General features: G+C 63.2%; 15 protein-coding genes. 9 read left to right on the forward strand and 6 right to left on the reverse strand.

Features of this window, described 5'->3' with window-relative positions:
• Positions 1–188 precede the first annotated feature (188 nt).
• The gene (locus tag M1E07_RS11215) at positions 189–761 is read right to left on the reverse strand and encodes a TetR/AcrR family transcriptional regulator (RefSeq protein WP_461190266.1); all 573 of its coding nucleotides are present in this window, start codon (positions 759–761) and stop codon (positions 189–191) included.
• A gap of 99 nt (positions 762–860) precedes the next feature.
• Here M1E07_RS11215 and M1E07_RS11220 point away from each other — a divergent pair, with 99 nt between their 5' ends.
• From M1E07_RS11220 to M1E07_RS11240, 5 genes are all read left to right on the forward strand, one after another.
• Complete coding sequence (locus M1E07_RS11220) at positions 861–1349, forward strand: DoxX family protein (protein WP_461190267.1); 489 nt, start codon at positions 861–863, stop codon at positions 1347–1349.
• A 331-nt stretch (positions 1350–1680) separates the two neighbouring features.
• Positions 1681–2004: an MBL fold metallo-hydrolase gene (locus M1E07_RS11225; RefSeq protein WP_461190268.1), complete on the forward strand. Its 324-nt coding sequence runs from the start codon at positions 1681–1683 to the stop codon at positions 2002–2004.
• Between the two features lie 362 nt (positions 2005–2366).
• Positions 2367–3752, forward strand: coding sequence for a hypothetical protein (locus M1E07_RS11230; RefSeq protein WP_461190269.1), 1386 nt, complete (start codon positions 2367–2369; stop codon positions 3750–3752).
• 417 nt (positions 3753–4169) lie between these two features.
• The gene (locus M1E07_RS11235) at positions 4170–4748 is read left to right on the forward strand and encodes an ArsR/SmtB family transcription factor (protein WP_461190270.1); all 579 of its coding nucleotides are present in this window, start codon (positions 4170–4172) and stop codon (positions 4746–4748) included.
• On the forward strand, positions 4745–5536 hold the full coding sequence (locus M1E07_RS11240) for an SRPBCC family protein (protein WP_461190271.1): 792 nt from the start codon (positions 4745–4747) through the stop codon (positions 5534–5536). The genes M1E07_RS11235 and M1E07_RS11240 overlap by 4 nt, the downstream gene beginning before the upstream one ends.
• Before the next feature lie 104 nt (positions 5537–5640).
• Here the strand turns inward: M1E07_RS11240 and M1E07_RS11245 are convergent, their stop codons facing one another.
• Positions 5641–6291 (reverse strand): hypothetical protein, encoded by a 651-nt coding sequence (locus tag M1E07_RS11245; RefSeq protein ID WP_461190272.1) that lies wholly within the window; start codon positions 6289–6291, stop codon positions 5641–5643.
• A 22-nt stretch (positions 6292–6313) separates the two neighbouring features.
• A complete protein-coding gene (locus tag M1E07_RS11250; protein WP_461190273.1) occupies positions 6314–6667 on the reverse strand; it encodes a DM13 domain-containing protein in 354 nt (117 codons plus the stop codon).
• On the opposite strand from M1E07_RS11250, the gene M1E07_RS11255 reads away from it, so the two are divergent.
• The 4 genes from M1E07_RS11255 to M1E07_RS11270 all read left to right on the forward strand — a co-directional run bounded on the left by M1E07_RS11255 (position 6600) and on the right by M1E07_RS11270 (position 9979).
• Complete coding sequence (locus M1E07_RS11255) at positions 6600–6749, forward strand: hypothetical protein (protein ID WP_461190487.1); 150 nt, start codon at positions 6600–6602, stop codon at positions 6747–6749. The genes M1E07_RS11250 and M1E07_RS11255 overlap by 68 nt on opposite strands.
• 360 nt (positions 6750–7109) lie before the next feature.
• The gene (locus tag M1E07_RS11260) at positions 7110–8408 is read left to right on the forward strand and encodes an erythromycin esterase family protein (RefSeq protein ID WP_461190274.1); all 1299 of its coding nucleotides are present in this window, start codon (positions 7110–7112) and stop codon (positions 8406–8408) included.
• A gap of 180 nt (positions 8409–8588) precedes the next feature.
• On the forward strand, positions 8589–9086 hold the full coding sequence (locus tag M1E07_RS11265) for an HAD domain-containing protein (RefSeq protein ID WP_461190275.1): 498 nt from the start codon (positions 8589–8591) through the stop codon (positions 9084–9086).
• 302 nt (positions 9087–9388) lie between these two features.
• Positions 9389–9979 (forward strand): hypothetical protein, encoded by a 591-nt coding sequence (locus M1E07_RS11270; protein ID WP_461190276.1) that lies wholly within the window; start codon positions 9389–9391, stop codon positions 9977–9979.
• A gap of 292 nt (positions 9980–10271) precedes the next feature.
• Here M1E07_RS11270 and M1E07_RS11275 read toward each other — a convergent pair whose 3' ends face one another.
• The 3 genes from M1E07_RS11275 to leuS form a co-directional block, all read right to left on the reverse strand.
• Positions 10272–11204: a ComEA family DNA-binding protein gene (locus tag M1E07_RS11275; RefSeq protein WP_461190277.1), complete on the reverse strand. Its 933-nt coding sequence runs from the start codon at positions 11202–11204 to the stop codon at positions 10272–10274.
• A gap of 68 nt (positions 11205–11272) precedes the next feature.
• Positions 11273–12253 (reverse strand): DegV family protein, encoded by a 981-nt coding sequence (locus M1E07_RS11280; protein WP_461190278.1) that lies wholly within the window; start codon positions 12251–12253, stop codon positions 11273–11275.
• Between the two features lie 57 nt (positions 12254–12310).
• Entirely contained in the window at positions 12311–14836 is a 2526-nt protein-coding gene (leuS, locus tag M1E07_RS11285) for a leucine--tRNA ligase (RefSeq protein WP_461190279.1), read from the reverse strand.
• Between the last annotated feature and the right edge of the window lie 256 nt (positions 14837–15092).

Here is a 15092-nt window from a genome sequence, read left to right on the forward strand (position 1 = left end):
TGATTGTCTCTAAGACGCCATCCAGGAAGCTTAGGGGACGATATTCGTGGGCTGGACCTAGCGATTGCAGCGAGACCTCACTGTCGCTATCAAAGCTGATGCACTGATTCTCACTATGAAGTCTTCTCGGAATCGTTCGCTCGCGGGAGTGCTGTTTCAACGATCGTGCCTAAGGTTCTACCGCTCCGTTACCCCCGCCCGGAAAACAGAACACCAGCCACCCCCCGGGCGGCCTCCCGCGGATCGGCGGGCAGTCCGGCAGGCAGGTTGCCACTGAGCCAAAGAGTCGCGAACCCGTGGACCAGCGACCACGCCGCCAGCGCCGCGTCCTGTGAAGCAGGACCGGATTCTGACGCCGCAAATGGGGCAACCCCCCGGTATAGGGATTCTCCTGCCCGTGCCTTGGCCGTGATCAGTTCCGGGTCATCTGCCCGGTACAGCTCCGGCCGGAACATCACGGCGAAATGGGCTGGATGCCCGACAGCGAAACCGACATAGGCCACCCCCACCTCCAAGAAGTCACCAGTTTGCCGCTGTGTCTCGGACAGCGCGTCCCCCAGGAGCCCGAAGCCCTGGGCCGCTACGGCAGTCAGGAGGCCGGCCTTGTCTCCGAAATGGTGCGCCGGGGCAGCATGGGACACGCCGGCGCGCCTGGCGAGATCCCGGAGGCTCAGCGCCGACGGACCGGACTCGGCGATGACTTCCAAAGCAGCGCTGATAATCGTGCGCGGGAGGTTCTTGTGATGGTAAGTCGTGCTCATGCCCCAAGCCTAGCCTCAAACTAGTCATTGACAAGTTTTGGTCCGGGAGTAATCTAGTCAGTGTCAAGATTCTTTCGATGCCTCTGGAAGGAACGCATCATGGCACCACTCATTACCCTCCTGGCCGTCACCCTCCTGCTGCGCGCCGCTGGTACTGCCGGCATCAAAGCGCTACGGTCTTGGCACACGAGCCTGCGCGCAGGCCTCGCTGCCATGTTCATCCTCACCGGAGCGGCCCATTTCAACGGCATGCGCCAGGACCTGGTCGCAATGGTGCCGCCCGCCCTGCCCAATCCCGAACTTCTGGTCACACTGACGGGTGTACTGGAACTGCTGGGAGCCGCCGGCTTGCTTTACCGCCGGACGGCGCCGTGGGCGGCCGGCGGACTGGCCCTCTTGATGGTGGCCATGTTCCCGGCGAACGTCTACGCCGCACTTACCGGACTAATGGTCAACGGGGCACCGGCAACTGCGCTCCTGCCGCGGACGCTCATGCAGCTGCTTTTCATCACCGCTACGATCCTCGTGGTGCTCCCCTATGTCAGGGCCCTGCCCCACCGCCGGTCAATACCCACCGCGCAGTACTGACGGCTGAGAACCACCAGAGCCCCCACGAGTAAGCAATAAAGCTGCACCTACGGTCCCATCGGATGGTAATCTGCCAGACCATTGCCTGAAGTAACAAATGCGGGTTTCTCAGCACTCCCCCTCAAGCGGCAGTTGGTGGCGCGTTGTTTGGGGGAAGTTGAGAAGCCGGGGACTCAAAAACGAACAGAGGCCGCGCGTGCCCTGTCGTGGAAGACGACGAGAACGTTAGGTCACTGACAGGGACTCTGCCGGACATGGACGTGCACGCCATTGCCCGCACCATCCGTGCCCTGAACAATGCCCCGATACTATTTCTGACGGCCAGGCAGAAATGGATCATGTCCTCGCCGGCATCCGCAGTGTCGACGTCGTCGTCAACACGCACCTGCACTTCGATCATTGCGGCGGTAACCATCTCTTCGCGGGCCCCGTTTACGTTCAGAGTGAGGAACTCGAAGATGCCAGCAACGAAAACGACTACACGATCCCCGAATGGGTGGCCCGCCTGGGATGCACTACGTTTCCGTCGACAGGGAGCTACAACTGGAACTGCTTCCCGGGCTGCCGCTCCTTTCGGCACCAGGTCACACCCGGGCGTCACAGGTCGTCGTCATTGGCCGCGCCGAACGCCCGACCATCGTCGCTGGAGATATAGCAGTTTGGTCCGGTGAACTTGATAGCCCCCGCAGCGAAGGTTAGGCGACATAATCACGCGAATTGCCAGTCACGTATGAACCCACATGATTCCACGAAAACTAAGGTTGTGAAGTTTGCCGATAAATGGCGGAGTTCTGTGACCCCTTTATGTCGCATGGGTGAGCGGCGCTGCTTGAATCGCTAGTGTTTTGAGACGGGAAGGTTTCGAGACAGGTGCAGGTAATTCGAGATGCCGAAGTACTTCGGCACTGTTGACACCCTCATTTATCATGAGTGGACTAAACGACAAGTGGAACGTGTGGGTTATATTGACCACAGCTAGAAAACTTTCTAGCCGATTTTGACCGAAAGTCACTCACCGTGTCAGCAAAGAAAATCACCACGTTCGCTGTTGCGGCGCTTGTCAGTGCTGGGGCGCTTCTGGTGGCACCCGCACCGGCAGCGCAGGCAGCGGCGCAGGTCTATAATCCCTGTGCACGCGCAACGTCGGGTCAAACGAAATACTCCACCTTCGGAGCAAACCGTGTCACTTTTGCCACCACGACCACCCGTGACGCCAACGTTGCCACCCTCACTAGCTGCGTGCGGCGCGGGAACACTTACGTTCAGGAGTGGCAGGACTGGGGCTACGTCGGTCTCAAAGGATTCGCTGCGCCCGGATTGACATGGGAGAACACTTTTAAGTCTCCGACTGGTTCCTACAGCGTCACTGAGGCGCTTGGCCGCTCCAATCCGGGCACGGCTTTGAAGTATTACAAGGTGAATCCTTACTCGCGCTGGGGCGGCGAATACGGCGCTACTTACAACCAGTACTTCGAGGGTCGCGGTGGACCCTCTGACGAGAATCTCTGGATGTACATGAATCAGGGTTACTACGAGCAGGCAGCAGTTATCAACTACAACCGCGCGCCTGATATGAAAGTGACACAGGGCGCTTCGTATGCGATCTTCCTGCACGCTGGTCGCACCACGTCAGCAGGTTGCGTATCCACGAGCCTTGCTACAACGACACGGTTCCTCCGCTCAGCCCGACCCGGTGACAGGATCATCATGGGAGCGGTGGATGACGTGTTCACTCCGTACTCCAGCAACCCGTTCGGCGCGATCATGGGCAAGTACGCTGCTTCGGGCAGTGTCGCTGGAGGTCTGAAAAGCCCGACTAACAAAGAACTCACTGCGCTGAGGAACGGTGGGGCGGGACGCGCTTATCAGGGCGGAGGCATTTACTGGTCACCTAGTACTGGCGCGAAGATTTCCGGTGGTGCCATCCGTAATAGGTGGTCAAGCGCAGGAGCTTACAACGGCTCTTATGGTTACCCAACAACTGATGAGTACGCAGTTCCGGGCGGTAGGGCGCAGAGGTTCCAGAACGGCATTTCCATCACATGGAATGGCAAGACAGCATTTGCCCAGTCCGGAGCCATCGGCGCGCGCTGGCAGGGAGTGAGCTGGCTAGGTACAGCTAGCAACAACATGACCAAGATCAAGAATGGCGGCTACTACCAGACATTCCGTGGTGGTCTAATCTACTGGTCTCCAACGACAGGTGCCCGCCTCTCGACCGGAACGATGCATGCTGCTTGGGGTAAGGCTGGTTACGAGAACGGTCGCCTCGGTTACCCGAAGACAGATGCTTACAAGACTTCCAAGGGAACGTCGCAGAACTATCAGGGTGGTCGCATTGATCTCAGCACCGCCGGCAAGGCAACTTACACCTATGGAACGGCTGTTCCAACCGCAAAATAGCACTATCTGACGCTTACCGATCTTCTTCCAACGGGCCTGTCCCCGAGCATGTTTCTGCTGCAATTATCGGTTCCGGACCGCTCCGCGCCCAGCACCTCATCGATCTGCACGACAGCACGCACACAAGCCGGCCGCCCTTCGCCCAGGACTGGACCAGGGCCCAGCGTGCAATGAGCAGGCGCCGGTCGATGGTTCCCCCGTCCAGCCGTTCGGCAACGATCGGCACACGTTGGGTTGGCGCAGCATTCCAGCGTGGCGGGGATGGGGTGCCCTCCCCAGCCCTCCCCCTTTTTGGTCAAGCGGCACGGCGATGAGTTCGACGGGATGAACGTTTCCACGGCGGCCTTGAATCTTCCTTAACGGGATGCGGCGCAACCAGTCCTTGACAATATTTTTTGTCAAGAGCACCATGAGGACATGCAAGATGTCGAAGTTATCGAAAGCGCGGAGATAGCCGCCGCCGCGTTAGATCCGGTTCGGGCCAGGCTGCTCAGCGAGCTGGCTGTTCCGGCCTCCGCCGCTGGGCTCGCGGCCCGAGTCGGCATCACGCGCCAGAAAATTAACTACCACCTCAAGGCGCTCGAGGAGCACGGTCTGGTGGAGCTGTTTGAGGAGCGCCGGCACGGGGGCATCACCGAGCGGGTGCTGCGGGCATCGGCTGCATCGTTCGTCGTGTCACCGGCGGCTGTAAGCGCGACGGCGGCTGACCCGGATGCTAACGATGATCACCTGTCGGCGGGCTACCTCGTCGCGCTGGCCGGCCGGTTAATGCGCGAGGTCGGCGCCCTGGCGCGCCGGGCCGACGCCTCCGGCAAGGGCCTGCCGACGCTGACCATCGACACCCAGATCGGCTTCCGGTCGGCCGCCGACCGGGCTGCCTTCGCTGACGACCTAACCGCCGCGGTGCTCGACCTGGCCGCTCGCTACCACCATGACGACGGGCGCCCACACCGCCTCGTCGTCGCCGCACACCCACTTCCTGAGGAGAACCGATGAGCACGACCCCGAACATCCCGTACCGCCTTGAGTTCAACGTCGAGGTCCCGGGGACCCCGGAGCAGGTCTGGCAGGCCATCGCCACCGCCAAGGGCATGAGCGCCTGGTTCCTGCCGACCCAAATGGAGGAACGCGAGGGCGGTTCCCTACATTTCACAATGGGCCCCGATATGGGCTCCGACGGCAAGGTCACCGGCTGGGATCCGCCGCGCCGTTTAGCTTACGTGGAGGACTGGGCGGCCCTCATGGGCAAAGACCCTGACGCACTCAGCCCGCTGACGTCGGAATTCCTCGTCGAGGCGCAATCCGGCGGCACCTGCGTCGTGCGCGTAACCAGCAGCGGCTTTGGGACCGGCGCTGCTTGGGAGTCAGAGTTCTGGGATGAAATGGGGTCTAACTGGATGCCGTTCTTCGACAACCTGCGCCTTTACCTGTCGCACTTCCCCGGCCAAAACGCTACACAGCTCGAGGCCACCGCCTCCCACCCATGCGACCCGCAGGCACTCTGGTCGACCTTGCACGGCGCGCTCGGGCTGGACGACGAGGGAACGGCGGTCGAGATACGCGGTGCTACCGGCAGGGTCGAGCGTGTCGGCGAGCGGCAGACGCTGATCCGGCTCACCGCGCCGGTGCCCGGGATGCTCAGTATCTTTGCTTTCGGCATGGGCGACAGTACTGCGACAGCGGGCGTACGAGCATACCTGTTCTCCCCCGACGCAGCGGACTACGTGCGGCAGGAAGAACCGGCATGGCAAACCTGGCTGCAGGGGCTCACCATTCCAGCCTGACCTTCTGCGCGCAGCCGCCTGCTCGGCCCGGGCCCCCACCGCGCACTCCGATGGCACTAAGCCCTACGACGCGGGATTACACCGCTGGTCAAGGCATCCACCTGCTAATCGAGGTCCTTTCGATCTCGAAGCACTGGTCGCCGGACATAGTTGCAAGTATCCTTGCGGACCGGAATGGTGTCCGCTCCGCAGGTGAGTAGGAGATCAGTGTTGCGAACTGTGAGAGTACAGGCATCGGGTTCGAAGATGTCTGAGACTGACGTCCCGAACGTGCTCCTCTGGTAGACGAAGAAAGTCCGCTGTCGGTACACGACGTAATCTGCCGGGTCGAAGCCCCGTTTTTGTACGAGTACTTTTTCAGCGTTTTCAGCCGTGAGCAGCGTGTAGCCCGTTAAAGCGTTTATACCGATGCCGACAAAGTATATGAGCCATGGCAAGGTCGCCGCGGTGGCTGCCAGGCCCACCAGAACGGCTGTCAGCCGGCGAAACCAGGGTCGGGATATTCGCCTGACGCCCGGTGGTACTAACAAAACCATTGCCGTTACCGCTGCCGCGCCGCTGATGAGATGCGCACAGAAAATGAGGCCCCAATCCGGCAGCACGAAATAAACAAGGCGCTCCACACCCGCTTCTAAAACCCCGGTGGCGGACGCATGGACGGTCACCCCTAGGAGCAAGGAGGAGACCGCCGAGATGCAACCGAACTTTAAGGGCCGGCGGCCCTTGGGGACCGTCGGCGAGTGAATTGTTGTCACCGTGCTCATAGACGGTGCCCGCTTAGGGCTGCTGGGTAAGGTTTGCGGTGCCGTAAGCGGTCCTCTCGGCATAGTTATGGATGACTACACTCCGGATGGGTGCCCGTATAGAGGACCACATCTTGGTGTCCATCTGGATTCCACGACTGGCGGTGTCATTGAGAGGACCTAGGTCGAGCAATTCCGTGGAAGTGAGCGCCAGGTCCCCTTCATCGTTTGGGCGTAAAGTCCCGGGGCTAAGCATGAGGCGGAGGTCTTCACCCGGGCCAGTTGAAAAGTCCTTCAACTGCAGAACCGCGCCTGTATCGGTGACGTGGATCGTGGCCGAGCCGTCAGTGACGGCTGCCTGGGACTGGAACTTTCCCTCAAGTGTCATTGGCCCAGTGGAGGGTGCGGAAGTGGAAGGCACGGAAATCTCCGTGTGGGTGCTTTCTGCCTCCGGGGCAGGGTCCGAGTAGGTGCAGCCGGTAAGGCTTGCAGTAATAGCGCCTGCTATCAGCGCAGGTTGTAGCAGTTTCACTATTCCCCCAATTAATTCCATCCCGATGCAACATACCCCAGTCATCAGTGCGAAACGCTCCCCACAGCCTTCCCTCAATAATCCTTCAGGTAGAAACAGGTCGAGGCGGATCGGGCTCCGCGCTGGCGGTACTGGAAGGGCCGGAGCTAGTCACAGCCGCAAATAGCACCGTTGGTAGCCCGCACGCCCGCGAGAACGGGTGACCCGCCCCTGCTCTCGGTACTAACCTTGAAATTGACACTGTTGCACGACTCCAGGTGCCATCCCTCCGGATGCCACATTCAAGAGGAGCAGAACAATGGACGAGGCTGCGGCCATCAAGGAAACCGCCCTGCCGCTGCAGGACGAGGCCGATCTTGACCCGCTGATGGACCGCATTGGCGACGCGCGCTATGTGCTGATCGGGGAAGCCTCCCACGGCACGCACGACTACTACGCCTGGCGGGCCGCCCTCACCCGCCGCCTGATCGCGGAGCGCGGCTTTTCCTTTGTAGGCGTTGAGGGTGACTGGCCGGACTGCTACGCCGTGAACCGATGCGTCAAGCACCTGCCGGGCACGCCGGAGGACACCGAGGAAGTGCTGCACGGCTTTGACCGCTGGCCTACCTGGATGTGGGCAAACCAGGAAGTTGTGGAGTTCACCCGGTGGCTACGGGAGTTCAACGGAACCCGTGCCGAGGAGGAACGCGTGGGGTTCTACGGGCTCGATGTGTACAGCCTGTGGGATTCGTTGCGCGAAACCCTGGACTACCTGAAGAAGTACCAGCCGGACCATGTGGACACCGCACTGCAGGCCTTCCGCTGCTTCGAGCCCCATGTGGAGAATCCGCAGTCCTACGCGCTCTCCACCCGGCTGGTGCCCTCCGGTTGCGAGGCGGAGGTGGTTCGTCTGCTGGGCAAAATACGTGCGACGGCGGCAACTGATGACAGCCTGCCACGCGAGGAAAGTTTCAACGCCGAACAAAACGCCGCAACGGCGGCCGGTGCCGAAGCGTACTACCGGGCGATGGTAAGTGGCGGCGAGGAGTCCTGGAACCTGCGGGATGAGCATATGGTGTTTACCCTGGATCGGCTGATGGCCCATCACGGCCGGAATGCTAAGTCGATCGTCTGGGAGCACAACACTCATATTGGTGATGCCCGCTGGACGGACATGAGCCGCGACGGCATGGTCAACGTCGGACAGTTGATTCGGGAACGGCACGGGGAAGAGGGGGTTGTGCTGGTGGGCTTCGGCAGCTATCAGGGCAGTGTCATCGCCTCCGGCCGCTGGGGCGGAGCAACCCAGACCATGGACCTCCCGCCGGCCACGCGGGGCAGTATCGAAGAGCTGATACATTCAGCGCTGGAGGGCATGCCGTCCGCACTGTTTATCTTTGATGATCAGCCGCCGCAGTGGGCCAACCGCTCCCAGGGCCACCGGGCTGTCGGCGTCGTCTATGACCCATACTCGGAACGATGGGGCAATTATGCCCCCACGGTTCTGGGCAGGCGCTACGACGCGTTCATCTGGCTTGATGAAACCAGGGCGCTGGAGCCGCTCCATGGAATCCACGCCGACACCACAGAGATGGAAACATGGCCAACCGGGGCTTGAGCCCTCTCCGGACCGCTCCCCCAGCGCCTCAGCCAGGCAGAACTTTGCCGGCGTATGTCCCCGTCACCAATGCGGAATAGGAAAAGACGTTGGTAGCCAAACTGATCGCCCTGAGCTTGGTGCTCCGCACTGGTGCGGCAGCCAATGACGCTTGCAGATTTTCGGGCTAGGGTCGCCGTCATGAAGCCGATTATCCTTCTCGACATCGACGGCGTGCTGAACCCGAAGCTTCGCCCAGGTGGTGGTGAGCGCCCGGATCTGCAACTGTCAGACGTGAAGGTCGCCCTTGTCCGGCAACTGGCCACCAAGGGCCGGATCGCGTGGGTTTCGACGTGGCCGACTGACCTTGTGGCCGGTCTGGAGGCGCAGCTGGAGCTCGAGGTTGAGCCGCTCCGCGTGACTCTGATGCCCCGGCCCGGTGATAGCGACGAGTCCACGCCGAAGCTGTGGTCGGTGGCCAGGTGGTTGGCAAGGATGGAGTTTGACGGCCACGCCGACTGGGACTCTGTGGTCTGGATTGACGACGTGCTTGGGCCGGACGTGCGCGAGTGGGCACATCACCACAACCACCCCGTCCTGTTGGAGAAGCCGGTACCCGATGAGGGCCTGACAGAGGCACACGTCATCGCGGTCCAGGTGTTTATCGACGGCGAGGAGGGTCGAGAGTCCCGCCCTTGAGCACTGATTGTCGAGGCGATCATCTGGGCCTTCGTAACTTCGTCCGCGCCCATTGCGCGTACGTGAAGGTTTTGGTCCATTCGGAGAACGAATCGTTGGAAGCGATCGGGCCGGTGGTGAAGATGAACGCTCCGCAACAAGGCGGGCCGGCCCCGATCCTGCTGTTGGTCATGAGGGCTGCATCGCATTCGCCCCGGCCGACCGCGTTGGCCAAAACTTCGCGCATCATTTTGGTGGTCGGATGAGACCTTGTAATTGGCACGGTGGTTGTATTGAACAGCCCGCTTGCCCACCATGGAACCGTGGGAACGAAAGACAGGCGGCACCGGCTTGCGTTTGCCCTGTGCCTGCTGACCCCTCTAACCGGAACGGCGGGATGCGTCTATGACTATCCCGAGCCCGTACGCACGCCAACAGCGGGCAGCGAACCCATGCGTACGCCAATAGCTGACGCGGCGCCGGTAACAGGGGTTCCGGAGCCCTACAGCGATCCGCAGGTACTGGAACAGGAGGCTAAGAACTACGCTGAGCTGGACCGCCTCCTAGGGACCGCGCCGGAGTCAGTCCTGCTTCTTGAGGAGGGGCCACTGGACGGCCCCGTCAGGGGTTTTGGTGGATTCACCAAGGTGCCTGCGGCCGGGCAGTACACCGTCACCGCAGCCTGTGTTGGCGCTTCCGGTGCGAAGGTCTTCGTTGGACAGGAGCATCCTGGTGCGACCTTTCGGCCGGTGGAGCTCGCGCTGGATTGCGCCGGGGCCACTTCGCAGGTCATTGCACTACAGCAGGGGTACGTTTTCGCGCATCTGTTCCTGCCCAGCCCGGGCGATACGCCGTGGACGGGGGCGGTTGGCGGTGTGCGCGTGACCGGGACCGGTGGAGGCCCACACCGTTAGTCGGCGCCAAGCTCTGCGTCATCCTTGATCTCTCCGCTGAGGGTCAGGGGCTGCGCCGGTGGATGTACGCGGGCGGGACCGCCACTGCAGGCAGATGATCGCCTACTGGGCCGGAGAGGCTCCGCTGAGTTAATCCCTGATTAATGTAGTCAGTGCGCATCCGGCGGTCCGGCGGCGCGCCCCCGGACCGCCGACTCTGCATATCGGCTCCACAGACTCCCCTTGGTTCGGTTTGGCCTGTCACCCATGGCGCCGCCCGAGGTCCGTTGTCGTCATTGCTGCTGCCTTCGTCTCATACAGTCACCAGGGGAAGCAAGGCTTCCAGCATCTTTGGACCGACCCCGTCAATGGCGTCAAGGTCCTCGACCACCTTGAACGGACCATGCTCCTTGCGCCAGTCCACAATCCTCTGCGCCAGCACGGGTCCGACCTTCGGCAAACCATCCAGTTCCTCCACCCCCGCGGTATTCAGGTTGATCTTGGATCCTCCCGGTACGCTGGCGCTCCCATCAGGGGGATTCCCGGCCGCCGGCGCACCTGGATCTCCGGAGCCGGCCGGTAGCGGTTCGCCATGCTGCGGGACATGAATCTTTTGCCCGTCCTCAACAACCACGGCGAGGTTAAGGCGGTTCAGGTCGGCGCCGGGCACGGCCCCTCCGGCGGCGGCAACGGCCTCGTGCACGCGGCTGCCGGCGGGCAGTTCCACCACTCCGGGGCGAAGTACTGACCCGGCAACATGGACCACAACCGTGCCTGCAGCCGCACTTTCCTGCGTGTCGGGCTGGGGACCGGCACGGCTGCCGCCACCACTGTCCTCCGCCGGGGTGCTGTCCTCCCCTTCCGGGCCGGTGGTTCCGGTGGTTCCGGTGGTTCCGGTATTGACGCCGCTGAGCGGCAGGATCTCCGGCCGGCCGGAGGCCGCCTGCCACCAAAACCAGGCACCCGCAGCGACCGCAAGGACGCCGAGGAGCACGCCCAGCCGGAAACTGAGGCGCCAGCGGACTGCGGGGCCCACTGCAATGGGCTCCGTGGCTTCAGGCTCATCCCCCGGAAGGGTACGGTTCCCTTCTTCTCCGCTGCCCGTTCCAAGGCCCCGGTATTCGAAGGGGGGCCCGCCGTCGTCCCCGAGCAGCAGCCCGCGGGAGTTGTCACCCAGGGTAGCCCGCAGCCGTGACCTGGCGTGGCGGGCCTGTTCACCTGCTGCTCCAGCATTCCGGCGTGACATACCCCCACGCTAGGGACAGGCCGCGCCCTGGCAACAGGGCCGCAACCAGCTATGTGGAAAGCACAAGCTCAGCCGGCGCCGTTCCCAGCAAGGTTGTCCCCCACAATGACGGCGAGAACACCCAGCCCCGCATGGGCAGCAAGTACGGCAGGGAGGGAACTGATTTGGGCAGGAGGACACTGCGGCAGGGCAGCCGTCAGCCTTTTGGCGAGGCCCTCCGCCTCCTTTGGGTTGCCGAAATGGTGAACGGCCAGGCGCACGTCCGCAGCAGTGCGGGCAGAAGCGTCCGCGGCCACAATCTCCTCCAGCCGGGCAACTGCCCGGACGGCTGACCGCACCTTCTCCAGCGGGACGATCTTTCCAGCATCGACCCCAAGAATGGGCTTGATCGCAAGCATGGTGCCCCAGAGTGAGGCGGCCGCCCCGATCCGTCCTCCGCGGCGAAGCTGCTCAAGGCTCGGCACGTAGAAATAGACCTTGGTGCGGGCTGCCTGGCTGGCGGCAGCGGCCGCTACTGCCACCGCATCGGCGCCTTCTCCGGCAAGGCGCGCAGCTTCCTGGACCGCCATCCCCAGGGCCATGCCCACCGTTCCCGAATCGACGACTTCCACCGGAATGCCCACCCTGCCGGCGGCAAGACGGGCCGCATCTGCCGTGCCGGACAGCCCGCCCGAGATGTGCACAGACACTACCGCTTCGAAGCCCCTGCGCTGCGCGGCCGCGTAGGCCTGCTCAAACTGTCCTGGCGAGGGCCGGGAGGTCTTCACGGAAGTCCCGCTGGCCAGGGCCAGAGCGATGGTCTCCGAGATGTCGTCTTCGCCCTCACCGTAAATGTCGTCCCCCACCATCACAGGCATGGGAATGACGGTGAGCCGTCCGTCGCTGGTAAGCGCGGCAGCCCAGTCACCCGGCAGCGCGGCGGCAGAGTCGGTCACCACAGCAGTACGTACGACGGCGTCCGCTGCGGTTCCCGAACGTTCCTGTGCGCGGCGACGGGCCAGCAGGCGTGCGCGAATCCAAGGCCAGGCGGCTGCGTCGCTGTTGGGCAAAGGGGGCCTCCTGGAGTCACAGCAGGCCGCCGGAGGTTTCCGGCGGCCTGGTCCGGCTTATGCCGGGACGATGTTGACCAGTTTAGGTGCGCGGACGATCACGGTGCGGATGCCGCGGCCGTCGAGGGCACGCTGGACGTTGTCCGAGGCCAGCGCCAGTTCGCGCAGCTGGTCCTCGGAGACGTCGGGTGAGACCTCAAGCCTGTCCCGGACCTTGCCCTGGACCTGGACAACGGCCGTAACAGTGTCCTGTACCAGCAGGGACTCGTCATGGGCCGGCCAGCCGGCGTTCGCCACCGAGGCAGGGTGGCCCAGGACGTTCCACATGTCCTCCGCAGTGTACGGCGCAAAAAGGCTGAGGATGACGGCAACGGCCTCAGCAGCTTCGCGCACCGCCGGATCAGCTCCACCGGCGCCAGCATCTATGGTTTTGCGGGTCGCGTTGACCAGCTCCATCAGCTTGGCTACCACCACGTTGAACTTGTTGCTGTCCAGCAGGGCCGCGGCATCGGCAATGGTGCGGTGCGTGACGGACCGCAGCGCGCGGTCCCCGGCCGCGGGGTCCGCACCGGGCCCGCTGCCAACGTCCTGCGCCAACCGCCACGCGCGGGCCAGGAACTTCGCAGAGCCCGACGGCGATACATCGGCCCAGTCGACGTCGTCCTCGGGAGGCGAGGCGAAAATCATGGTGAGACGGACAGCGTCCACTCCGAACTTGTCCAGTTGCTCACCGAGGTCCACGCCATTGCCCAGGGACTTGCTCATGGCCTTGCCGCCGTTGAGGACCTGGCCCTGGTTCAGCAAGGCGCTGAACGGCTCGTCGGCGTCGATCATGCCCAGGTCGTGGATGACCTTGGTGAAGAACCGGGCGTAGAGCAGGTGCAGGATGGCGTGCTCCACACCGCCTACATACTGGCCGACGGGCATCCAGTCGTTGATCTTCGCCGGGTCGAAGGGACCCTCCGTGAACTCCGGCGAAACAAAACGCAGGAAGTACCAGGACGAGTCCACGAAGGTGTCCATGGTGTCGGTATCGCGCTTGGCCGGGCCGTGGCAGTTGGGGCAGTCCACATTAACCCAGGCCTCCGCGGCAGCCAGCGGCGACGTCCCCTTCGGCGACAGGTCCTCGCCGCGGAGGTCTGCCGGCAGGGTGACGGGCAGCTGCTCATCAGGAACCGGAACCTCGCCGCAGGACGGGCAGTGGATGATCGGGATGGGGGTACCCCAGAACCGCTGGCGGCTGAGCAGCCAGTCCCGCAGCCGGAAGTTCACAAACTTCTCGCCGGTGCCCTGGCGTTCCAGAATGGCGATTGCGGCCGGAATGGCCTCGGCCTTAGGCAGTCCGTCGAGGTCGCCCGAGTTGATCAGGGTGCCCTCCCCTGTGGTGGCGGTGCCGGACGCTGCGGGGTCTTCCTCGCCGGTATCCAGGACGGCCCGTACCGGGAGGTCGAACTTCCGGGCGAAATCGAGGTCGCGCTGGTCGTGGGCCGGCACGGCCATGATGGCGCCGGTACCGTAGTCGGCCAGGACGTAGTCAGCTGCCCACACGGGGAGCTTCTCCCCGTTCAGCGGGTTAACGGCATACCGGCCGGTGAAAACGCCGGTCTTTTCGCGCTCGGTGGACTGCCGCTCAATCTCCGTGAGCGCCTTGACCTGCTCACGGTATTCGTCCAGGGCAGCGGCGTGCTCGTCCGTGACCAGTTCGACGGCGAGCGGCGCGTCAGCGGCGACGACGAAGAAGGTGGCGCCGTACAGGGTGTCCGGGCGGGTGGTGAAGACCGTGACATCCTTGGCGGGCTTGCCGCCGTCGGCCTCGATCACAAAGTTGACGTGGGCACCCTCGGAGCGGCCGATCCAGTTCTTCTGCATGGCCAGAACGCGCTCCGGCCAGTGTCCCCGCAGCTCATCCATGTCATCGAGGAGCCGGTCAGCGTACTCGGTGATCTTGAAGTACCACTGGTTCAGGGACTTCTTGGTAACAGTGGTGCCGCAGCGTTCGCAGGCGCCGTTGACTACCTGCTCATTGGCGAGCACGGTCTGGTCCTTGGGGCACCAGTTGACCGGGGAATCCTTGCGGTAGGCCAGACCGCGCTCGTAGAAGCGCTTGAACAGCCACTGGGTCCAGCGGTAGTACTCCGGGTCCGAGGTGTGCAGCCGGCGTGACCAGTCGGCGGAGATGGCGTACCGCTTGAAGGACGCAGCCTGGGTGTCGATGTTGGCGTAGGTCCACTCACTGGGGTGGGCGTTGCGCTTGATCGCGGCGTTCTCGGCAGGCAGGCCGAACGAGTCCCAGCCGATCGGGTGCAGGACGTCGTAACCCTGCTGGCGGAGGTAGCGGGCGACAACGTCACCCATGGCAAATGCTTCGGCGTGCCCCATGTGCAGGTCCCCGGACGGGTACGGGAACATGTCCAGCACATAACGCCGCTCCCGGGACCCGTCGTCGACAGGGGTGAAGACCTGAAGGTCTTCCCACACCTGCGGCCACTTGGCCTCCATGGCGGCAAAACTGTAAGTGCCCTCCTCGGGCACCTCCGCCGACACTGCTGCTGTTCCGGTCTCTGTCTCCGGCTGAACGCCCACTGCTGCCCTCTTCTGTTCTGTTACGGCATCTGTGCTGCCATAACGGCCTGATCCTCCTGTATGCGGCCCGGAAACAGGCTCGGACACACAAAAGCCCCTCGCCATGGAGGGGCTGCCGCACGGTTATCCGTTGTTTCGGATGCCGGGCGGCTAACTAAGCAGGAGGATCGCACGCATGGAACCACTTTAGCGCACGAAGCAGTGGGGCTGGTGAGCGGCAGGCCTGTACCGCCGACGGCCTGCATCACTAGACAGA

This window comes from Arthrobacter sp. Z4-13 (genome assembly GCF_054792705.1).